Source organism: Qipengyuania sp. B-5, assembly GCF_056857815.1.
The window spans coordinates 39712-62374 of record NZ_JBSXNU010000054.1; the positions used below are offsets into that span (position 1 = coordinate 39712).

17 protein-coding genes are annotated in these 22663 nt (G+C 62.2%); 8 read left to right on the forward strand and 9 right to left on the reverse strand.

The window, feature by feature from the left end; translation table 11 throughout:
- Positions 1-6: 6 nt before the first annotated feature.
- The 4 genes from AC13CE_RS13840 to rpoB all read right to left on the reverse strand — a co-directional run bounded on the left by AC13CE_RS13840 (position 7) and on the right by rpoB (position 11596).
- On the reverse strand, positions 7-459 hold the full coding sequence (locus AC13CE_RS13840; protein ID WP_473822351.1) for a hypothetical protein: 453 nt from the start codon (positions 457-459) through the stop codon (positions 7-9).
- Positions 456-2843 carry a putative bifunctional diguanylate cyclase/phosphodiesterase gene (locus tag AC13CE_RS13845; protein ID WP_482972719.1) on the reverse strand — a complete coding sequence of 796 codons (2388 nt, stop codon included), beginning with the start codon at positions 2841-2843 and terminating at the stop codon, positions 456-458. Before AC13CE_RS13845 ends, AC13CE_RS13840 begins: the two co-directional genes overlap by 4 nt.
- A 182-nt stretch (positions 2844-3025) precedes the next feature.
- Entirely contained in the window at positions 3026-7354 is a 4329-nt protein-coding gene (gene rpoC, locus AC13CE_RS13850; RefSeq protein WP_482972720.1) for a DNA-directed RNA polymerase subunit beta', read from the reverse strand.
- A gap of 60 nt (positions 7355-7414) precedes the next feature.
- A complete protein-coding gene (rpoB, locus tag AC13CE_RS13855) occupies positions 7415-11596 on the reverse strand; it encodes a DNA-directed RNA polymerase subunit beta (RefSeq protein ID WP_221541228.1) in 4182 nt (1393 codons plus the stop codon).
- Positions 11597-11993: 397 nt separating this feature from the next.
- On the opposite strand from rpoB, the gene AC13CE_RS13860 reads away from it, so the two are divergent.
- The 7 genes from AC13CE_RS13860 to rplL all read left to right on the forward strand — a co-directional run bounded on the left by AC13CE_RS13860 (position 11994) and on the right by rplL (position 15009).
- Positions 11994-12125, forward strand: a complete 132-nt coding sequence (locus AC13CE_RS13860) for a hypothetical protein (RefSeq protein WP_482972721.1) — start codon at positions 11994-11996, stop codon at positions 12123-12125.
- 23 nt (positions 12126-12148) lie between these two features.
- The gene (locus AC13CE_RS13865) at positions 12149-12694 is read left to right on the forward strand and encodes a DUF2975 domain-containing protein (protein WP_482972722.1); all 546 of its coding nucleotides are present in this window, start codon (positions 12149-12151) and stop codon (positions 12692-12694) included.
- Positions 12695-12732: 38 nt separating this feature from the next.
- Positions 12733-12936: a helix-turn-helix domain-containing protein gene (locus AC13CE_RS13870; protein WP_482972723.1), complete on the forward strand. Its 204-nt coding sequence runs from the start codon at positions 12733-12735 to the stop codon at positions 12934-12936.
- 106 nt (positions 12937-13042) lie between these two features.
- Entirely contained in the window at positions 13043-13276 is a 234-nt protein-coding gene (locus tag AC13CE_RS13875; protein ID WP_221541231.1) for a hypothetical protein, read from the forward strand.
- Between the two features lie 166 nt (positions 13277-13442).
- Entirely contained in the window at positions 13443-13712 is a 270-nt protein-coding gene (locus AC13CE_RS13880; protein ID WP_482972724.1) for a hypothetical protein, read from the forward strand.
- Positions 13713-14034: 322 nt separating this feature from the next.
- Positions 14035-14550: a 50S ribosomal protein L10 gene (gene rplJ / locus AC13CE_RS13885; protein WP_221541233.1), complete on the forward strand. Its 516-nt coding sequence runs from the start codon at positions 14035-14037 to the stop codon at positions 14548-14550.
- An 81-nt stretch (positions 14551-14631) separates the two neighbouring features.
- Positions 14632-15009 (forward strand): 50S ribosomal protein L7/L12, encoded by a 378-nt coding sequence (rplL, locus tag AC13CE_RS13890; protein WP_221541234.1) that lies wholly within the window; start codon positions 14632-14634, stop codon positions 15007-15009.
- Positions 15010-15134: 125 nt separating this feature from the next.
- Here the strand turns inward: rplL and AC13CE_RS13895 are convergent, their stop codons facing one another.
- Positions 15135-15392, reverse strand: coding sequence for a hypothetical protein (locus AC13CE_RS13895; protein ID WP_482972725.1), 258 nt, complete (start codon positions 15390-15392; stop codon positions 15135-15137).
- Between the two features lie 1154 nt (positions 15393-16546).
- Positions 16547-17074 (reverse strand): acyloxyacyl hydrolase, encoded by a 528-nt coding sequence (locus AC13CE_RS13900; protein ID WP_482972726.1) that lies wholly within the window; start codon positions 17072-17074, stop codon positions 16547-16549.
- Positions 17075-17213: 139 nt separating this feature from the next.
- Here AC13CE_RS13900 and AC13CE_RS13905 point away from each other — a divergent pair, with 139 nt between their 5' ends.
- The gene (locus AC13CE_RS13905) at positions 17214-18179 is read left to right on the forward strand and encodes a transglutaminase-like cysteine peptidase (protein WP_482972727.1); all 966 of its coding nucleotides are present in this window, start codon (positions 17214-17216) and stop codon (positions 18177-18179) included.
- A gap of 45 nt (positions 18180-18224) precedes the next feature.
- On the opposite strand, the gene AC13CE_RS13910 is transcribed toward AC13CE_RS13905, so the two are convergent.
- From AC13CE_RS13910 to AC13CE_RS13920, 3 genes are read right to left on the reverse strand one after another with little or no spacing between them, the layout of a single operon-like run.
- Positions 18225-19490, reverse strand: a complete 1266-nt coding sequence (locus AC13CE_RS13910; RefSeq protein WP_482972728.1) for an HlyD family type I secretion periplasmic adaptor subunit — start codon at positions 19488-19490, stop codon at positions 18225-18227.
- Positions 19487-20512 (reverse strand): cell wall hydrolase, encoded by a 1026-nt coding sequence (locus AC13CE_RS13915; protein ID WP_482972729.1) that lies wholly within the window; start codon positions 20510-20512, stop codon positions 19487-19489. The genes AC13CE_RS13910 and AC13CE_RS13915 overlap by 4 nt, the downstream gene beginning before the upstream one ends.
- Complete coding sequence (locus AC13CE_RS13920; protein ID WP_482972730.1) at positions 20509-22653, reverse strand: type I secretion system permease/ATPase; 2145 nt, start codon at positions 22651-22653, stop codon at positions 20509-20511. Before AC13CE_RS13920 ends, AC13CE_RS13915 begins: the two co-directional genes overlap by 4 nt.
- Between the last annotated feature and the right edge of the window lie 10 nt (positions 22654-22663).

Genomic DNA, 22663 nt, shown 5'->3' on the forward strand with positions numbered 1-22663 from the left:
CGGAGACTATTGCGAGAAGAGGAGTACGCTCCGGTCGTTTCCGGAAATCAGCACACCGTTTTCCGGTGTGCGCTCGATCGTATCGGCCGCCTCAAGGGCGGACCAGATTTCCGGCAGCTCTTCCGGATATCCGATCTCGCATACGACTTCGCCGTCATTGCTGCGGGCAGGCGCGACAAATCTGCTGCCGGAAATGCTGTATTCGCGATATTGGCGCGCACATTCGGGCTCCCACCAGATACGCTGTGCATCGGCCGATAGCGCGATTCCGTAGCTCGCCTCGAAAGGGGCACCGTCGATGCCTGCGACCCGCCAGTATCCGGCCAGATCGACGGCCTGCGGGACTTCCCCTGCACCAGGTGCGGAGGATGACTGCGCATCGCCAGGCTGCGCTGGTGATTGCGGGCTGCATGCACCCAGCAGGATGATGAGCGCAGTTGGCAATAATAATAGTCTCATGCGGCGTCGCTCCCACGGCGGGCCACGACCGCAGCCCTTCCCTTGCGATAAGTAACGAATTCCGGGCCGAGTTCCGGATCGGGCGCACCTTTCTGGGCATCGCATTCCCCGCCATGCTGTCCGATTTCTTCCGGCGGAACCGGATGCGAGATAAAGAACCCCTGCGCCTCCTGCACCCCGAGCTTGCGCAACAGATCCATTTGCGCCCGCTCCTCGATGCCCTCGGCGGTAGTGTCCATGCCCAGCGCGTCTGCGAGCCGCGTGATCGTCGACACGATCGCCTGGCTACCGAGATCATTCGCCACATCGGTAATGAAACCTCTGTCGATCTTGATCCGGTCGAACGGAAAGCGCCGCAGATAGCCGAGCGAGGAATAGCCGGTTCCGAAATCGTCGAGGGCGATGCGAACGCCGAGTTCGCGCAGGCGCAGCAGCGTGTTCCGGCCTGCATCTCCCTGATCCATGAGCACGTGCTCGGTAATCTCGAGTTCGATCCGCTCGGGTGCAATATTGGTCGCATGGATCGCCTGGGCGACCGTGGCGACCAGATTGGGATTCTTCACCTGTGTTGGGGAGAGGTTGATCGCGATGCGGAAGTCACCCGGCATGGCCGTGGCATCGGCAAGGGCCTGCCGGATCACCCATTCGCCCAATTGCAGGACCATGCCCGTTTCTTCCGCCACATGCAGGAAATCGTTCGGCAGGATAAGGCCGCGATGCGGGTGGTACCAGCGCAGCAGGGCTTCGAAGCCGGTAGTCCTGCCCGTGTCGAGATCGACGATGGACTGGTAATGCATGCGCATCTGCCCGCCTGCGATCGCATCGCGAAGATCGCTCTCGATTTCCCGGCGCTGGCGCGCGATCCGATCGAGCGAAAGCTCGAACAGGGCGAAATTGTCACGCCCCTTTTCCTTTGCGGCATATAGGGCAAGGTCGGCGCGGCGCATGAGCTCTTCCGCGTCGCAATCGCCGTCTATGGATCGTGCGACTCCCACGCTGGTCGATACGCGGTAACTGTGGCCATCGATTTCATAAGGCGCACGGACCACGGACAGGAAGCGATGGGCGCGTTCGATCAGCAGCCCGTCCCCTGCCCGCGTTTCGATAAGGACGGCAAATTCGTCTCCGCCCAACCGCGCAACCAGATCCTCGCTGCGCACCTCCTGCTCGAGGCGGGTACCCACCTCGCGGAGCAACCGGTCGCCAATGAGGTGTCCCCTCGTATCGTTCACCGCCTTGAAATCGTCGAGATCGAGATAGAACAGGGCGATGCTCGAGCCTGAAGAACTCTGCTCTCCCGTCAGGCTTCGCAGCCGCTCGTTGAAAAGGTAGCGATTGGCGAGGCCAGTCAGATTGTCGTAATGCGCCATGAAGGCGACCCGCTCTTCTATGAGACGATCCGCCGTTACGTCGCGCGCCACGCCGCTCATGCTGCCGTCTTCCCGGGGTCGGGCGGATAGCCGCCAGTAGTGCAATTCCCCGTCCACCCGCAGCCGCACCAGAAGATCGCGGAACGGGCTGCGTTCGCTCACGCGAGTGGCAAGGGCGGTGCGTTCCTCCCCCGGGGTAAAAAGATCGATGAAGGGTAGCCCTTCGATCTGGCCGCTATCCCTGCCGAGGGCCTTGGCCAGGCGTTCGCTCACGTCGCGGAGATTGCCGCGGGGGCCGATCGTCCACAACCAGTCGGAAGACTGTTCTTCGTAATCGTTGAGCAGCATGCGCACGACGGAGGTGCTTTCGCGGCGCTCTATTTCGGCTTTTCCGGCCGCGACGAAATACCTTTCCTGCCGCCGGGTGGCTGCAAGCAAGGCGATGGCGAAACTCGCGATCAGAAGAATGGTTGGCCAGGCGCTCCAGGACGCGACCAGGAATGCGGAGGCGGCCAGAGAGCCCGACATGGTCAGGGTATGAAAAATCGACGCTTGCGGGGCCGTGCGGTGGACGAGAAGCGTACCGCACAGGACAGCAGTGCCGACGATCCCGAGTACGGCAGTTTCGAGGCCCACTGCGTAAAGCGCCAAATAAGGAAAGATGACGAACCAGATCGTCGTACCGACCGCCTGCAGGATCAGTATTCGGCGCCATTGCCGGCGCATTCCCTCGAACGGAGCATCGTCGAGGTCGAGGCTGCGATACAGCACCACAAAAACGCACAATTGCAGCACCTGTAATGTCGCCCAAATGGCGATCACCAGTTGCGGCGCGTTGTTCCAGAACGTCCACAGCAGAATAAAGATCGAAACCAGAGCCGGGAGCAGAGAGAACGTGGCGCCGGAGCTGAAGTTTTTAAGCCGCCGGTATAGCAGCAGGTGTTGCAGGCGGTCGGCGTTCTGCACACGACCCCTGTCGCCCTGGTATTCGGTCACGTATTCGTATCGCGACACGACATTCCCCCGGTAGTAAGCGTCGCACAGCCCCATCCCGACTGCGGAACGATGGTGCAGCCTTGCATACCTTGGGTCAAGCGCAAGTAGGGCCGGTGAAGCCCCGCGCAGCCTGAGGCACGAACAAAAAGCCCCGCCGGATCGCTCCGGCGGGGCCAAATGATCAGAGTGAAAAGGCCGGTTTATTCGCCGTCCTTCGCCCCCTCGTTGAGATACTCGCCAGCATCTGCATCGGTGCCGTTGGCTTCGCCTTCCATGACCGCCAGCGGATCGTCGCCGATCGCCGCTTCAGGACCCTGTGCCAGCTCGGCTTCATGCTCTTCCTCGGCAGTATTGGCCGCGATGATCGCTTCCTGGGCCTTCTTCCACTGTGCGCGCAGCGCAGCATCGCGGCTGGAGGCGGTCACGCGCATGCGGTTCATGCCCGCACCGGTACCGGCAGGGATGAGGCGGCCCACGATGACGTTTTCCTTGAGACCGACCAGCGTGTCCTTCTTGCCCTCGACCGAAGCCTGGGTGAGCACACGGGTCGTTTCCTGGAACGAGGCGGCCGAGATGAACGAACGCGTCTGGAGCGAGGCCTTGGTAATGCCGAGCAGGATCGGAGTGCCCTTGGCAGGCTCCTTGTTCCGGCCGAGCTTCGCATTGGTCTCGTTGAGTTCTTCCAGATCGATCTGCTCGCCCGGCAGCAGCACGGTATCGCCGCCATCGGTAATCTCGACCTTCTGCAGCATCTGGCGAACGATCACCTCGATGTGCTTGTCGTTGATCTTCACGCCCTGCAGTCGGTAGACTTCCTGGATTTCGTCGACCAGATATTCGGCCAGCGCCTCGATCCCGAGGACATCGAGGATGTCGTGCGGGTTCGGCGAGCCCGAGATCAGCGTGTCGCCCTTCTTGACGAAGTCGCCTTCCTGGACGTCGATGATCTTGGTCTTGGGGATCAGGTATTCTACCGGATCACCTTCCTCCGGAACGATCGCGATCTTGCGCTTCGCCTTGTATTCGCGAACGAATTCGATCTTGCCCGAAATCTTGGCGATGATCGCATTGTCCTTGGGCACGCGGGCCTCGAACAGTTCGGCGACGCGCGGCAGACCACCGGTGATGTCGCGGGTCTTGGCGGCTTCACGCGAGGCACGGGCGAGGATGTCGCCGGCCTGCACTTCCTGCCCGTCCTCGACCGAAAGCGCAGTACCGGGCGCCAGCATGTAGCGCGCGGCTTCGCTATCGTCTCCGGCATCGTTGAACAGCGTCAGGCGCGGACGAAGATCGTCCTTCTTGGCGCGTCCGCCGGTGCGGATTTCGGTGACCACGCGCTGGGCGATACCGGTGGCATCGTCGACGCGCTCTTCCATCGAGGTCCCGTCGATGAGGTCCTGGAAACGGACCACACCGCTGGTTTCGGTGATGATCGGCAGCGAGAACGGATCCCATTCCGCCAGACGATCGCCTTCCTTCACCTTCGCGCCATCCTTGTGCATCAGCACGGTACCGTAAGGCACCTTGTGGATTTCGCGCTCGCGGCCTTCCTTGTCGATCACTGCCAGTTCGCCGTTGCGGGCGAGCGACAGGATGCGGCCCTTCTTGTCGGTGATGGTCGGCATGTCGCGATATTCGACCTTGCCGTCCGACACGGCTTCGAGATGCGAGGTCTCGTTGAGCTGTGCGGCACCGCCGATGTGGAAGGTACGCATGGTCAGCTGGGTGCCGGGTTCACCGATCGACTGGGCGGCGATCACACCGACAGCCTCGCCGATGTTCACCGGCGTACCGCGAGCGAGGTCACGGCCGTAGCAGGTGGCACAAACGCCCTGCTTGGCTTCGCAGACCAGCGGCGAACGGATCTTGGCGACCTGCGTTTCGGCCTCTTCGATCGCCTTGACCATCGGTTCGTCGACCAGCGTGCCGGCCTTGACGATCACTTCGCCGGTAGCGGCGTTGACGATGTCTTCCGCCGTGGTGCGCCCGAGAATACGCTCGCCGAGCGAGGCGATCACGCTACCGCCCTGCACGATGGCGCGCATTTCCAGCGCATTTTCGGTCTTGCAGTCCTCTTCGACGATGACGCAGTCCTGCGACACGTCGACCAGGCGGCGGGTCAGGTAACCCGAGTTCGCCGTCTTCAACGCCGTATCCGCGAGACCCTTGCGGGCGCCGTGGGTGGAGTTGAAGTATTCGAGGACGTTTAGGCCTTCCTTGAAGTTCGAGATGATCGGGTTCTCGATGATCTCGCCCGAAGGCTTGGCCATCAGGCCGCGCATACCGGCGAGCTGCTTCATCTGCGCGGGACTACCACGCGCACCGGAGTGGCTCATCATGTAGATCGAGTTGATCTGCGCTTCCTTGCCGTCCTTGTCGATCGGCTGCGAGCGGATCTCTTCCATCATGGCGTCGGCCACACGGTCGCCGCACTGGCTCCACGCGTCGATCACCTTGTTGTACTTTTCCTGCTGGGTGATCAGGCCGTCCTGGTACTGCTGCTCGTAATCGGCAACCAGGGCCTTGGTGGCTTCAACCATTCCCGCCTTGGAGTCGGGGATGATCATGTCGTCCTTGCCGAAGCTGATACCGGCCTTGAACGCGTGGCGGAAGCCCAGCACCATGATGGCGTCGGCAAACAGCACCGTGTCCTTCTGGCCGGTGTGACGATAGACCTCGTCGATCACGTCGGCGATGTCCTTCTTCGTCAACAGGCGGTTGACGATGTCGAAGGGAACCTTGTGGTTCTTCGGCATGCACTCGCCGATCAGCATACGGCCCGGCGTGGTGACGAAGCGCTTCATCTCGACCTTGCCGTTCTCGTTGGCCTGCGGGACGCGGGCCATGATCTTCGAGTGCAGCGTGACGGTCTCGGTTTCCAGCGCCTGATGCACTTCGGCCATGTCGCTGAACAGCGGCAGCTTCTCGTGCTTCTCCCCATTTTCGCCTTCGACGAACTCGGGCGTCTTCTCCTGCCGTTCCATCGACAGGTAGTAGAGGCCCAGCACCATGTCCTGCGAAGGCACGATGATCGGCTTGCCGTTGGCGGGCGAGAGGATGTTGTTGGTGCTCATCATGAGCACGCGCGCTTCCAGCTGCGCCTCGAGGCTCAGCGGAACGTGCACGGCCATCTGGTCACCGTCGAAGTCGGCGTTGAACGCGGCGCAGACCAGTGGGTGAAGCTGGATCGCCTTACCTTCGATCAGGACCGGTTCGAACGCCTGGATGCCGAGGCGGTGAAGCGTCGGTGCACGGTTCAGGAGAACCGGGTGCTCGCGGATCACCTCGTCGAGGATATCCCAGACTTCCTTGCGCTCCTTCTCGACCCACTTCTTCGCCTGCTTGAGCGTCATGCTCAGGCCCTTGGCGTCGAGGCGGGCGTAGATGAACGGCTTGAACAGTTCGAGCGCCATCTTCTTGGGCAGACCGCACTGGTGCAGCTTGAGTTCGGGTCCGGTCACGATGACCGAACGGCCCGAATAGTCGACACGCTTGCCGAGCAGGTTCTGACGGAAGCGGCCCTGCTTGCCCTTGAGCATGTCGCTGAGCGACTTGAGCGGACGCTTGTTGGCGCCGGTGATGACGCGACCGCGGCGGCCGTTGTCGAACAGCGCGTCGACGGCTTCCTGCAACATGCGCTTTTCGTTACGGACGATAATGTCCGGCGCGCGCAGTTCCATCAGACGCTTCAGGCGGTTATTACGATTGATGACGCGGCGATAAAGGTCGTTCAAGTCGGACGTCGCGAAGCGGCCACCGTCCAGCGGCACCAGCGGGCGCAGTTCGGGCGGAATGACCGGCACGACTTCGAGGATCATCCATTCGGGACGGTTGCCCGATTCGATGAAGCTTTCGACGACCTTGAGGCGCTTGATGATCTTGGCGGGCTTGAGCTTGGACTTGGTGGTCGCCAGCTCTTCCAGCAGATCCGCCTTTTCCTGCTCGAGATCGAGATCCATAAGCATGTGCTTGACGGCTTCCGCACCGATCGAGGCGGAGAAGGCGTCTTCGCCATATTCGTCCTGCGCTTCGAGGAGTTCATCCTCGGTCAGCAGCTGGTTCTTTTCGAGCGCGGTGAGGCCCGGCTCGGTGACGATATAGCTTTCGAAGTAAAGCACACGCTCGAGCTGCTTGAGCTGCATGTCGAGCAGCAGGCCGATGCGCGAAGGCAGCGACTTCAGGAACCAGATGTGCGCAACCGGCGCGGCCAGTTCGATGTGGCCCATGCGCTCGCGGCGCACCTTGGTCACGGTGACTTCGACGCCGCACTTTTCGCAGACGACGCCCTTGTACTTCATGCGCTTGTACTTGCCGCACAGGCATTCGTAATCCTTCACCGGACCGAAGATGCGCGCGCAGAACAGGCCGTCACGCTCAGGCTTGAACGTGCGGTAGTTGATCGTCTCGGGCTTCTTGATCTCGCCGAAGGACCACGAGCGGATACGCTCGGGGCTGGCGATGCCGATCTGGATCTCATCGAAGGTTTCGGGCTTCGCGAGCTGGTTGGTGAATTTGGTCAGTTCGTTCATGACTTAATTCCCTATCGGGGTAATTCTAAAGGGCGGGAAGCGGAGGGGTGGTTGGCCCCCTTACTCCGCCGCGATCGCGAGGCCGTCGTCGTCCTCGTCGTCGGACAGCGACTTGAGTTCGACATTGAGGCCCAGGCTGCGCATTTCCTTGACGAGCACGTTGAAGCTCTCCGGAATGCCCGCCTCGAAGGTGTCGTCACCCTTGACGATGGCTTCGTAGACCTTGGTACGGCCGATCACGTCGTCCGACTTCACGGTGAGGATTTCCTGCAGCGTGTAGGCTGCACCGTAGGCCTGGAGCGCCCAGACCTCCATCTCACCGAAGCGCTGGCCGCCGAACTGCGCCTTACCGCCCAGCGGCTGCTGGGTGACGAGGCTGTAGGGGCCGATCGAACGGGCGTGGATCTTGTCGTCCACGAGGTGGTGCAGCTTGAGCATATAGATGATGCCCACCGTCACCTTGCGGTCGAAGGCTTCGCCGGTGCGTCCGTCGAACAGGATCGACTGGCCGTCTGCGTCGAGACCGGCCTTTTCCAGTTCCACGGTAACGTCGCCTTCGCGGGCACCGTCGAACACCGGAGTACCCATCGGGACGCCTGCACGCAGGTTTCCGGCGAGTTCCACGATTTCCTCGGTCGAACGCGACTTCAGGTCTTCGGCATAACGATCGCCATAGACGGCTTGCAGACGTTCCATGACTGCCTCTGGAGGCTTGGCCTTGGAATAGTCTTCGGCGGCGTTCGGATTGGCCCTGTGCCACTCGTCGAGCGCATCGGAGATCTGGTGGCCCAGGTTACGGGCCGCCATGCCGAGATGCGTTTCAAAGATCTGTCCCACGTTCATGCGCGAAGGCACGCCCAGCGGGTTCAGCACGATGTCGACCGGGGTGCCGTCTTCGAGGAACGGCATGTCCTCGATCGGCAGGATGCGCGAAATCACACCCTTGTTCCCGTGACGGCCGGCCATCTTGTCGCCCGGCTGCAGCTTGCGCTTCACCGCGACGAAGACCTTGACCATCTTGAGCACGCCCGGAGCGAGTTCATCGCCACGCTCGAGCTTTTCCTTACGGTCTTCGAACTTGTCGTCGATGACCTTGACGCTCTCGTCGTACTGCGACTTGACCGCTTCGATCTGCTGCTGGCGGCTATCGTCCGCAACGGCGAACTTGAACCATTCGTGACGATCGATGCCTTCGAGCAGTTCTTCCGTGATCTCGACACCCTTCTTCACGCCCTTGGGCGCTGCCGAAGCCGTCTGGCCGACAAGCATGTCGCGCAGGCGGTTGTAGGTCGCACGGTTGAGGATCGCGCGTTCGTCGGCGGCGTCCTTGCGGAGGCGTTCGATTTCCTCGTTCTGGATGGCGCGGGTACGGTCGTCGATCTCGATACCGTGACGGTTGAACACGCGCACCTCGACAACGGTACCGGCAACGCCCGGCGGCAGGCGGAGCGAGGTGTCGCGCACGTCGCTGGCCTTTTCGCCGAAGATGGCGCGTAGGAGCTTTTCTTCCGGCGTCATCGGGCTTTCGCCCTTCGGCGTGATCTTGCCTGCCAGGATGTCACCCGGGTGCACTTCGGCACCGATGTAGACGATGCCCGCCTCGTCGAGGTTGCGCAGCGCTTCCTCGCCGACGTTCGGGATGTCGCGGGTGATGTCTTCCGGCCCGAGCTTGGTGTCACGTGCCATGACTTCGAATTCCTCGATGTGGATCGAGGTGAAGACGTCGTCCTTCACGATACGCTCGGAGATGAGGATACTATCCTCGTAGTTGTAGCCGTTCCAGGGCATGAAGGCGACGAGGCTGTTGCGGCCCAGCGCCAGTTCGCCGAGATCGGTCGAAGGACCGTCGGCGATGATGTCCCCGGCCTCGACCGTTTCGCCCACCTTCACCAGCGGACGCTGGTTGATGCAGGTGTCCTGGTTCGAGCGCTGGAACTTCTGAAGCGTGTAGATGTCGACGCCCGACTGGCCGGGTTCGACATCGCCGATCGCACGGATCACGATACGTGTCGCGTCGACCTGGTCGACCACGCCGCCGCGCTTGGCGGTGATCGCAGCGCCCGAATCGCGCGCCACGGTTTCTTCCATGCCGGTGCCGACCCAGGGCGCTTCGGCCTTGACCAGCGGAACGGCCTGGCGCTGCATGTTCGAACCCATCAGCGCGCGGTTGGCGTCATCGTTTTCCAGGAACGGAATGAGCGATGCGGCAACCGAAACGAGCTGTTTGGGGCTGACGTCCATCAACGTGATCGTGTCGCGCGGGGCCATAAGGTTGTCGCCGTTCTGGCGCGCCGAGACCAGCTCTTCCACGAAGCCGCCATTTTCATCGAGCTCGGCCGAAGCCTGCGCGACAGTGTGCTTCTGCTCTTCCATGGCCGAGAGGTAGATGACCTCGTCGGTGACCTTGTTGTCCTTCACCTTGCGATACGGCGTTTCGATGAAGCCGTACTTGTTGACGCGTGCGAAGGTGGAAAGCGAGTTGATCAGACCGATGTTCGGGCCTTCGGGCGTTTCGATCGGGCAGATGCGGCCATAGTGCGTCGGGTGAACGTCGCGGACTTCGAAACCCGCGCGCTCGCGGGTAAGACCGCCCGGGCCAAGCGCCGAAACGCGGCGCTTGTGGGTGACTTCCGACAGCGGGTTGGTCTGGTCCATGAACTGCGAAAGCTGGCTGGATCCGAAGAATTCGCGCACCGCAGCGACCGCGGGCTTCGCATTGATCAGGTCGTTCGGCATCACGGTCGATACGTCGACCGAGCTCATGCGCTCCTTAACCGCGCGCTCCATGCGGAGCAGGCCGACGCGATACTGATTTTCCAGCAGTTCGCCGACCGAACGCACGCGGCGGTTGCCGAGGTTGTCGATGTCGTCGACTTCGCCCTTGCCGTCCTTCAGGTCGACCAGTTCCTTAACCACGGCAAGGATGTCTTCCTTGCGCAGCGTGGTCACGGTGTCTTCCGCGTCGAGATCGAGACGCATGTTGAGCTTGACGCGGCCAACGGCGGAAAGGTCGTAGCGCTCCGGATCGAAGAACAGGCCTTCGAACAGCGCTTCGGCGGTTTCCTTGGTCGGCGGCTCGCCGGGACGCATGACCTTGTAGATCGCTTCCAGACCCTCGTCACGGTTCTCGGCCTTGTCGACCTTCATCGTGTTGCGGATCCACGGACCGGTGGTGATGTGATCGATGTCGAGCAGCTCGAGGCTGTCGACGCCTGCATTGTCGAGCACTTCGAGATTCTCAGCCGAGACCTCGTCGCCCGCTTCGATGTAGATGCGGCCGGTGCTTTCGTCGATCAGATCGGCGCTGGCATAGCGGCCGAACACTTCCTCGGTCGGCAGCAGCAGGGTTTCCAGACCGTCCTTGGCTGCCTTGTTGGCGGCGCGGGGCGAAATCTTCTGACCGGCGGCGAAGACTTCTTCGCCGGTCTTGGCGTCCACCAGCGGGAAGGCCGGCTTCTGGCCGCGCCAGTTTTCGGCGACGAAGGGAATTTCCCAGCCATCCTTGGCGCGCTTCCACGTAACCTTGTCGTAGAAGTGATCGAGGATATCCTCGCTATCGAGGCCGAGCGCATAGAGTAGCGCGGTGACCGGCAGCTTGCGCTTGCGGTCGATACGTACGTTGACCACGTCCTTCGCGTCGAATTCGAAATCGAGCCACGAACCGCGATACGGAATGATGCGGGCAGCGAAAAGAAGCTTGCCCGAGCTGTGGGTCTTGCCGCGATCGTGATCGAACAGCACACCCGGCGAACGGTGCATCTGCGAGACGATGACGCGCTCGGTACCGTTGATGATGAAGGTGCCGTTGTCCGTCATCAGCGGCATGTCGCCCATATAGACGTCCTGCTCCTTGATATCGAGCACGGAGCGGGTCTCGGTTTCCTGGTCGACTTCGAAGACGATCAGGCGCAGCGTGACCTTCATCGGGGCCGCATAGGTGATGCCGCGCTGGCGGCATTCGGTGGTGTCGTATTTCGGCGCTTCGAGTTCGTAATGGACGAAATCGAGTTCGGCGGTACCGGCGAAGTCGCGCAGCGGGAAGACCGAGCGCAGCGTCTTCTCGAGGCCCGAGACATGGCCCCTGGCCTTGTCAGAGCGCAGGAACTGTTCGTAGCTCTCGCGCTGGACTTCGATCAGGTTGGGCATGTCGACGACTTCGTGGATGTCGCCGAAGATCTTGCGGATACGCCGCTTTGCAGTGCCCGACGCGGTGCTGCGGGGTGCCTTCGCCTTGGTAGCCATAAGGGGTAGTTACCTCTTGATATGTGCCTGTGCTCCCGCGCGGACAGGAGCTGTAATTTCATGTCTCATGCGCGTGAGAGCCGTATCGCGAGACGCAAAAAGGCCGCAGCGAATGCACACCAATAGCGGCGGCAGCTGCAGCTCATGAAAAGCGTCGCGATATGGAAACGCCGCTTCCATCCTGTGTCCGATCCCCGCGCATGAATCGGACTCGCTCGAAGCGTGCGGTCGAGGGGGCATGTAGGAAGCTGCCCCGCCTTTGTCAAACACCAGATCGGCGGATTTACGGAAATCTCGATTTTCGATAATCTACATATTGTTTTTCGATATTACCGATTGACAATATTTCTAGCTCGTCTTATTGTTTGTCGATATTGACCATCAAGCAGTTCGATAAATGACCCGCTCTACCCGTTCGTCGCTGGCCGCCCTCGCCGCCATGCTCCTGAGCTTCGCCAGCCTCCACGCCGTCGCAACGGCGCCCGGCCAGGCAGCAAGCCTGACGGTCGCAATGCCGCGCCTCGCCTGATCCGTATCTGTCGGAGAATTCCCATGACCCATCACCCGAACGATCCCCTCCTGCTGGCAGGCAAGTTCATATGCCTCTTCATGCAAGGTCTGATGATATTCGGGGGCATCATACTCGCGTTCCTGATCCCGGCACTGCTCTTCTTTCAGGACGAGGTTTCCGCCGAATTCGCCGCCGAGGTGCAGGGCGCGATCGTCGATTTCCCGCTCGCCGCCCTGATGGGCCTGTTCCTGATCGGTCTTGCGATCGTGGCCGCGCTGTTCTTTTTCTTCGGCAAGCTGCGCCGCATCATCTCGACCGTGGGCGAAGGCGACCCCTTCCAGCCCGCCAATGCCGAGCGGCTGCAACACATGGGCTGGCTGATGCTCGCCACGCAGTTGCTCGTGATCCCCGCAGCCGCACTGGGGATCTATTTCGCCCGTTTCGCCGACGAGGTCGAAAACGCCAATGTCGAATTTAACGGCGATATCGATTTCACCGGCATCCTGCTGGTGATCATCCTCTTCATTCTCGCCCGCGTGTTCCGCCACGGGGCCGCGATGCGCGACGACCTCGAGGGGACCGTGTGATGGCCCCCAGGACATCCGGGCGGGAAGGAACCCATATCATGGTCAGGCTCGACGATCTGCTCCATGCCCGCCGCATGACGCTCACCGAACTGGCGGAGCGGGTCGGCCTCACCCTCGCCAACCTTTCGATCCTCAAAACCGGCAAGGCCAAGGCGATCCGCTTCTCCACACTGGAAGCAATCTGCCGCGAACTGGAGTGCCAGCCGGGCGACCTGCTCTCCTATACCGAGGGCGGAAACTGAGAAAAATGCGCCGGGCGCGTGTCCGGTGCATTTTCCCTATTTCCGACTCGCGCAAATATGGCTATTTTGTGACCGCGCCGATCATGGCGCATAGGAATAGAACCCCATGAAGAAGATCGCTCTTGTCGCCGCCCTTCCCGTTGCGCTGACCCTCGCCGCCTGCGGCGAAACCGCAACCGAAGAAGCTCCGGTCGAAGAAACCACCGTGGTCGAACCGGCTCCGGTGGAACCGATGGCTGAAGAAACCCTGGCCACCGAAGAAGCCGTGACCGAAGAAACCGCGACCGATCCGATGGCTGAAGAAGCTCCGGTCGCCGAAGAAGCTCCGGCAGCCGAATAATTTCCGCAAGGCTGCGTAAGCGGCGCACGGAATTGACGGGAGGCCCGGTCTTCGGACCGGGCCTTTTTCGTATGCGCATTCCTGCTCGGAAAGCCCACGACCAATACTGCCGGAACGGTGATTGCCAGCCCCCGTTGGTGGGTAAGACAACGAGGAGAAGCCCGCCATGAAACTCAGACTGACTGCCACCATACCGCTAGCCCTTGCCGCCGGTCTCGCCGCCTGCGGCGAACCCATCGACGGTAGCGACACGGCCGATCTCGGCAGCGATGTGACCGAAGCCGATCGCGGCCCGGAATACGAACCCGGCGAAGACGGCCTGCTGCAATCCGATATGGAACCTGCCCCCGAACCGATCGAACCGGCCGCGGAGCCGATCGCGGGCGAAGAACCGATGGCCGACGATCCAGTCGATCCCGCCTATCCTGCCGAATAAAGGCAGCGCCCATCAAGCTTCGACTTGACCGGAGCACCGAAATCGCTAAAGGCCCGCCACGCAATGGCGGGTCTTTCGATTTTCGCCTTTGCATCCGTCCGAGACAGTTGGTGACCGGGATTTGCCGGTCTTAATTTCCAGCCTAGACGGGGACAGAGATTTCCGGCTGGCCTTGTGCCCGCCGTTTCGCGCCAAGTGGCGCACTCCTTCCCCATCAACGGACCCGCCCGTGTCGACCTTCGGCCCCGCCGTTTGACGCCATGGACAAACGTAGCCGATCGTCCGGGATTCGTCCCGGCCGGTCATAGTGAAGGAGTATGGCATGGATCGTTCGCAGAAAACCGACGCGGTCGCCCAGCTCAACGAAGTCTTCAACCAGGCTGGCGTGGTCGTCGTGACCCGCAACCTGGGCCTTACGGTCGCCCAGTCGACCGAATTGCGTACGAAGATGCGTGAAGCCGGTGCGTCCTTTCAGGTTGCGAAGAACCGTCTCGCCAAGCTCGCCCTGAAGGACACGGACTATGAGGGAATCGACGAATTCCTGACCGGTCCGACCGCCCTCGGTTATTCCGAGGATCCGGTCGCCGCAGCCAAGGCTGTGGTCGAGTTCGCCAAGACCACCGACAAGATCGAAATCGTCGGCGGATCGATGGGCGCGCAGAAGCTCGACGAAGCAGGTGTGAGGTCGCTGGCCTCGATGCCCAGCCTCGACGAACTTCGTGGCACGATCGTGGGCCTCCTCAACGCGCCGGCAACCAAGGTTGTCCGCACGATCAAGGAACCCACCTCGATGCTCGCACGCGTCTTCGGTGCCTATGGCGCCAAGGAAGCCGCATAAGAGCTGGTTCTCGCATAGAACACATATTCATCGGGGCATTTTCCAATACCCGCCCCGGCCTTTTATTTGGAGTGAAACATCATGGCCGATATCGCCAAGCTTGTTGAAGAACTGTCGAAGCTGACTGTCATGGAAGCCGCCGAGCTTGCCAAGGCACTTGAAGAAGAGTGGGGCGTAAGCGCCGCCGCTGCTGTTGCCGTTGCCGGCCCCGCCGGTGGCGGTGCTGGTGAAGCCGCAGCCGAAGAGAAGGACGAATTCGACGTCATTCTCACCGGCGATGGTGGCAAGAAGATCCAGGTCATCAAGGAAGTCCGCGCCATCACCGGCCTGGGCCTCACCGAAGCCAAGGCCCTCGTCGAAGGTGCGCCCAAGGCTCTCAAGGAAGGCGTCAACAAGGCTGAAGCCGAAGAAATCAAGGGCAAGATCGAAGCAGCCGGCGGTACCGTCGAACTCAAGTAAGCATCAGGCCCGCAAGGGCGCTTACGCTTCGATCTCGTTTCGCGAGATCACCGAGGGGCGGTGCCGCAAGGCGCCGCCCTTTTTGGTATCGAGTGCGATACTCCGAGAGCGCGCTGGCACCAAGCTCAGAGATAGCTCGCGACAAATATCGTCATGAACAAAAAAGCAAGAACCATGGCCAACGCAATTATTGCGAACGCCCCTCGCCTGGCCATTCGCGGCCACTGATCGAATGACCAACTGAGCAGCAGTGCACCGCCGATGACCGTCAGGCTCACCATGCTCAGGAAAACCAGTTGGCGAAGTTCAGTTACCACGCCGTCTTCTCGAAAAAAATTCGAATAGGTCACTGACGCCGTCAGCGGTCCGACGAGTGCCAGCACCAGAGCCAATATCCTCATTATTCGAAACTGAAGTTTTCTCGATTGAACGTGAGACATTATTGCCACCGTACAGCAAGGCTTTCCGACGCGAGCCTTAATTGTTCTTCGGACTTTCCAACCGGTTAAAATACTGAAAATTAACTGAGAGATTTTTCGAGCGATACTGGCGTGAGAGCTGACGAGGTAGCTTTTCCTGAAAGCATGCGTCATCAAAAGCACGCACCTTAGTGGCGACCAGCATAGGATTGCTGTCAGGCCGGAAGTACATGAACGCCGCAGTGCCGACAGATAAATGTTTCGAATAGAGCCGCACCAGCTACCTCCGAGGCAGAGAGAGAGTAACTGCCGCACGCTTCTGTAGGCATGCCCTCCCGAAAAACCTATTTCTCCGCTAAATTCTTGACTTTGTCACCTATTTGGTTAGGTGTGGCAGCGGATCGGGAGGGCGCGAAGCTGGTGCACCCCCTTCCTCGCCCGGAGGGTCCGCGACGGCGGTGCCCGCATGGGCGGCGCGGCCGGTGCGAAAGGCGCGGGCGTCCAGGTCGGGAGCGAATGACCTCTTCCAGGCCCCAGGACACCTTCTCTCCTTCGCCCGGATGCGGCTGGCAGCACGATACAGGTCGCGGGACCTTCTTCGCCCGCGCGGGATAGCGGCAAGGGCTCATGCTTTTCAGGCGAACCCTCCCCGTCGCACCCGCTGCCCAGGTCGCATATGAGTCTAAGCCGGGTTCAGGTTCGGTGTTCATGCACTAACGCCCTTCGGGCTGCCCCAAGTGCGTGTTGTTTGCACTACCGCCCTTCGGGCTGCTTGAGTGCGTGTTTGTTTGCACTAACGCCCTTTGGGCTACTTGAGTGCGCAAAGGTCCGGCGGGGCCGCCACCCGAACCGCGCCGATCAGGTATCCGCCCGCGGGGTCTTTCGCAGAGCAATCTGCCAAAGGTCCCCGTTATTCTCGCTCTCGGGAGCTACGCCTCGCCTCGCGCAAGGTTCGCCCGGCCGCGTGATCTGTTTTTAACTGCGCTACTTGAGCGCAGGTGCTTCCCACGGCGCTACAGTCCGGGCTCGCCGCCGGATGTTTTCGCGTATCTGCTCGTCATTCTGACTTTCACTGGGATAACGACTGGTTCGAATCCGGAACCGCCCGCTGTTACCTGTCACATCCGGTAGTTTACCCGCAGCCCCATCATGTCGATGCCGGGGTTCTGCTCGCTGTTGAACAGGCGCGCATTGCTGATGTGGACCCAGCTTGCCTCTACCGACCAGCGCTCGTCGAGGTCCACGCCGACCGCCAGTTCCGGCTCGAACAACACGCGGCTGCCCAGATCGGTGCGTATACCGGTTTCCGGATCGACACGGAGCGAGGGTGCATTGTGGATCACCAGCCCGACGCCGGGCCGCACATACAGTTTCCCGACCTCCGCCTTCCAGCTTACTCCGGCGCCAACGAAGCTGGTATCGCCCGAAAGATTCGCCGAGCCGAAGATATAGGGCTGCACATCGGCCAGAGCCTCGATCTCGTCGAAGCGAACCCCGACCTGGGCATCGATGCCTCCCTCATTGGTATCGAAGGTGAAGGGCGTGTCGACCCCATGCGCATAGATGCCGCCATAGATTTCTTGCGCGCTGGCAGCGCCGGGTGTCGCGGCGAAGGCGAGCGCAAGCAGGGGGGCGGTAAAGCGCATGGTGTGAATTCCCGAAATGTCGTAATAGAGCGTTAGGGATTAGACGGCGCCAGCTTTCGCGGGGCTGAAGCAAGGTCTTACCCGGCCATTAACTCTGACCTGCAACTGTTCCTTGAACTTGCCTTCGTACCACCGGGGCATGGTTGGAACCTCATCCTCCCGCGCCCTGCTTCGTCCTGCCCTGGCGGCCGCAGCCCTGTTGGCAATTGCCCCGCACCCTGCGCAGGCCGCGACCCCGGCTATCGCGGTCCAGGCGGTCGAGATGATGACATCCGGTTGCAACGCACCGATCGCGGCCAATGCGCCGATTTCCCTTACCCCGGCTTCCGCGAGCAAGGCTTCGCAGATCATCGGAGGCGAGAGCGCGCTCGACGCGATCCGCGCCCGGCAGGCGGGAACGGCGCCTTCGCATCCGCTGTTTTCCAGTGCGCCGGGCAAACCCTTCGAACCGGCCGCCGCGCCGCTTGCTTCGCGCAGCACGAACTGCGCCATCGAAGCCAGTCCCTTCGCTGCGGCAAACCTGTTCCAATCGGGCCGGACCCAGTTCGCGGCCCCGCGCCGCGATGCATCGCTTCTGCCGTCGGGCGGGCGCAAGGATCTTGTCCTCGGCAGCCGCATGGTGCCGATTTCGCGCACGAGCTTCGATGCCCAGTGGCAGCGAGTAAGCGCAAGACGGACGAACCTGTCCGCCACCCTTTCGCGCGCGGCGGGAACACGCGAAAATCTCGGACAGCTGATCGCGTCGGTCAACCGCTGGGTGAACCGCGAGATCGAGCATGCCGAGGATATCGATCTCTATGGCCGCAGCGACTACTGGGCCGACGCGGCGACCACTCTCCGCCTTGGCCAGGGTGACTGCGAAGACTTTGCCTTGCTCAAGATGGAACTGCTCGCGGCAGCCGGCGTGGCGCGCGAGGACATGATCCTGACGCTGGCGCGCGACCTCGTCCGCCGCCGCGATCATGCAGTACTGCTGGTAAGGACCGATGACGGCTATCTCATGCTGGACAATGTCGGCAGCGCGCCGCTCGATGCCTCACAAGACCATGGCTATCGCCCGGTCATGAGCCTGGGTGCCAAGCAGAGCTGGCTGCACGGATACTGAGAGGCACGAGCGGCAGTAACGCTCGCACCACTCCCCAAGCAAAACTCAACGTTCGGTCAGCGCGCGGTCGAAGGCGCGGTTCACCGGCTTGAAGAGATAGGACAGCACGCTGCGACGTGCGGTGAGGATTTCGACGTCGCAGATCATGCCCGGCACGATCGGCAGGCGCACCCCGCCCTTCTCGATGAATGCGCGGTCGGTCTCGATTACCACTGCATAATAGGCTTCGCGTTCGACCTCGTCGAAGATGCTGTCGGCGCTGACCTGTGCGACGCGCCCTTTCAATCCGCCGTAGATCGAAAAATCATAGGCCGTGACCTTCACATTCGCCCGGTCGCCCACCTTCACGAAGGCGCGGTCGCTGGGCGAGATGCGGGCCTCGATCAGCAGCTTGTCGCCCACCGGCACGATCTGCATGATCTTCTCGCCCGCATTGACGAAGCCGCCTTCGGTGGTGACCTGCACATCGTTGACGATCCCGTCCGACGGCGCGCGCAATTCGTTACGGTTGCGCCGCGCGGTGGCACCGCGAATGCTTTCCTCGTTCACCGCCATGCGCGTGGCGATCTCGCTACGTTCGGCTAGCGCCTGCTGGCGGAAATCGGCACGCGCCTGGCTGAGATCGGCCTGCGCCTGGCTGATCGATGCGGAAGCGCGCGCTGCGGCCTGACGCGCAGCCGAGAGACGGCCCTGCAGGTCGATCACCTCACGCTCAGCCGTCAGTAAATCGGTCTGGGGCACGATATTCTTGGCCGCCAGCGGGCGCAGCATCTCGACCTGTTCGCGGGCAAGACGCAGGCTGCTTTCGAGACTCGACGCGGTGGCCTGTGCTTCGGCGAGATCGCGGCGACGCTGTTCGATCGCCGAAGCGAGCGAAGATTCGCGCGCGCGGGCGGTCGCCGCACGGGCCTGCGCAAGGCGGCGCTCCTCGGCACAGGCGCTGCCGCTTTCGCAGCCCAGCACGCCGCCGCCAGCCTCCTGGCTAAGCCGCTGAGCGCGTACGGCGAGCCGCTCATTCTCGGTCTGCAATTCGCCCAGTGCCGAAGCACTTTGCGAATCGTCGAGCCGGACCAGCAGATCGCCCTCTTTCACACTTTGCCCGCTGCGCACGAGGATTTCCTCGATGACCGCAGGCTCCGCAGGCTGCACCAATTGCGCCTTGCTCGACGGGATAACCGTGCCGGTGCCGCGGGTTATCTGGTCGACCTGTGCAAAGGCGGCCCAGGCGAACAGCAGGGCGATCCCGACTGCGGCGGTGACGATCAGGCGCTGCGCCGCGCTCATCGTGCTCCAGCGCTGGAAGACAGTCATTGCGGTTGCTCCGAAGATCCGGGCGCCGCCGCGACGAGCGCGCCCTGCGAAGAGAGGGTATTGCGATAACCTGCGCTGGCTTCGACCGGGTCGGGGATGGTCAGGCGCCAGGTCTTAGTAGTGTCGATCCGCCCGCCGACATCGGCGGCGGCATGACGGTCCGTGATGTCCGGCTCTACGGTCAGGCCGGGCGTATAGGCAGCTTCCGCGGCCAGCTCGATACGCTCTTCACCTTCCTTGTCGATGAAGCGTGCGAAATCGACCTGCGGCTTGAACTCGCGCCCTGCCCAGTCGCCATAGAAACTGGCGGCGCGGCCGGGCGAGCCCGGGAAACGATAAAAGATATGGCGGCCGATGGTGGCGATCTTGCCCAGCTTGAAGGCCCAATAGGGCACGACATAATCGGCATGGTAATGCGTAGCTGTGCCGACTTCGGGAACTTCGCGGCCCGACAGCGCATCGCGTGCAATCGCCTTGGCCGATCGCCACAGATCCGTCTGCGGCTTGCGCATCAGCGCCCCGTCGCAGGTGAAGCTGAACTGGCAGACCTTCTGGTTCCAGCCCTGATATACGACGCCGCACACGGTGTTGGGATAGGCCGGATGCCGCACCCGGTTGAGCACCACCTGCGCAACCGCGCGCTGGCCCAGCACAGGTTCCAGCGCCGCTTCATAATAGACAGCCTGCGCGAGACAGTCGATCGCAGTGCCGTAGTGGCTCGAAGAAAGCGGTATGGCCGAGAAACGGCCGGGACGTTCCAGGCGGCCTGCTAGCGTGGGGATCGCAAGGTTCCGCGCCAGCGCATCGTCATCGTCGGCCCCGGCACCGAGCAGCATTGCGCCCGCTTCGGGGGAAGTCGTCATGTCCGCAAGGTCGGCCTGCAAGTCCGGCGAAAGCTGCGCCATGGCGATGGCCTTCTCCTGCGGCACCAGCAGCGACGAGGTGCCGACGAGCAGGCTCGTCACCGCGAGGACGGAGAAGGCCCAGATGCGGCGGATGCGGGTTGCGGCGGCCTTGCTCACGCCACACCTCCGCGCGCTGCGCCGGCTTTGGCCAGGACTTCCTTCACCGGACCGTCGGCGGCGACACGGCCTTTGTCCAGCACGATCAGGCGATCGCAAATGGCGAAAAGCGCCGGGCGGTGGGTCGAGATGACCAGCGTCTGCTCGGGCTTTATCGCGCCCGACAGGCGTTCGACGAACATCTTCTCGGTTTCGCTGTCCATCGCGCCGGTCGGCTCGTCGAGGAACAGCAGTTCGCGCGGCTCGACCAGCGCGCGGGCGAGCGAAAGGAAACTGCGCTGACCACCCGATAGCTGGCGTCCGTCTTCGCCCACCGAACGGTCGAACCCGCCGGCATCGCGCGAGAGGAACTGGTCCGCACCCGTTGCGCGCATGGCTTCGAGCAATGCCTCTTCGGAAAGGCCGAGCCGTCCAAGCGTAAGATTGTCGCGCACCGAACCCGAAAACAGCGCCGCATCCTGTCCCACGAAGCCCAGTGTCTCACGCAGATGTTGCGGACGATACTGACGGCTATCGATACCGTTGACCATCATCGCGCCCTCTGTCGGCGCATAGAGCCCGCAAAGCAGGCGTCCGAAGGTCGATTTGCCCGATGCGACCCGGCCGACCAGCGCAATACGCTCGCCTGGCTCGATGGTGAGATTGAGACCGGAAAGCGCCGCGGGCGCTTCTTCGGCATAACGGAATTCGGCATCCTCGAAGACGATGCGCGGGCGCTTGATGGCGCTGGGCGCGATGCTTGCACCGAGCTTGCGTTCGTCCCCGCCTTCGAACATGCGCTCGATACTGGATAGTGTCTCCTTGGCCTGCCGCCCGCGGGTCAGCAGGAAAGCGATCTGGCCTGCCGGTGCGAGAGAGCGCGAGGCCAGCATGACGATGGCGATGATCGCGCCCATGGTGATCTCGCCCGCGGCAAACAGATAATAGCCGCCGATGATCAGCGCGACGGTCGAGATCTGCTGGAACACCTGTGCGAGGCTGACGGCGACCGAGTTGATGTTGCGCAGGCGCAGCTGCGAATGGCCGCCGATATCGGCAAGCCGGTGCCAGCGCGAGAGCATGCCGCCCTCCCCGCCCATTGCCTTCAGCGTCTCCGCACCGGTGAGAGATTCCACCAGCAGCGTCTGCTGCAAGCCGTAATCGGCCTGCGCATCCTGCGAAGCCTCGACCACCTTTTTCTGCAGGACGAAGCCGGCAACCGCCATCGCCGCGATGATGGTCAGCGGCACCAGCGCAAGCCAGCCCGCGATGATCGCGATCACCGCCACGAAGACCACGAGGAAGAGAACGTCGACCACCAGCACGACCGAAGTCGAAGCAAAGAAATCGCGCACGATGGCATATTCGGCCACCCGCGCGGCCATCGAACCGCTGTGACCCTTGCGTTCTGCCAGCGGCATGGCGAGCAGGCGCGAGAAAATCTTCTGGCTGAGCTTGAGATCGAGTCGCTGGGCGATCTCGTCGACGATAGAGGTCCGCGCGCGGCGCAGCGCGAATTCGAGCGCGAAGGCGAGCAACACGCCGAGGCCCAGCACCCAGAGCGTTTCCTGCGCCTGGTTGGGGATGACCCGGTCGTAGACGTTCATGGTAAAGATTGGCAGTGCTACCGCCAGCAGGTTCACCAGCAGCGAAGCGAGCAATACCGGCATGAAGGCGCTGCGTTCGCGGCGCAGTTCGCCCCAGAACCAGTGGCTCCGCGCCTTTGCGTGCCAGGGTGCCTCGTCGGCGCGCATCCGGTCGGGATCGCCGTATACAGGTATCAGCGTATCGGCATAGACCTCGCCGAGATCGTGGCGCTTTTCCCAGGTCTCCGCGCCGGTTTCCGGACGCCAGACGAGCAATTCGTCCTCCTGCGCCTCGAGCAGCAGGACGAAGCCGCCATCGTCCATCGCCGCGATGGCCGGCAGGAGCTTGGCATTGGTCGGCAGGCGCCGACGGCGAAGGACATCGTGGTTCAGACCGACAAGGTCGAGTGCCGCCGGGGCCTGGTGGACGGGAAGCAGCCCTTCCGTATTACGCGGAAGCTGGCCAAGCGTATTGCGCGCAAACGGCAAGCCATAGCGCTTCGCCGCTTCCCCAATGCAATCGACGAGCGGGTCAAGGACCCGCCCGCCAATCTGTTCAGCCTTAGCCTGTTCCATAGCCGTCATC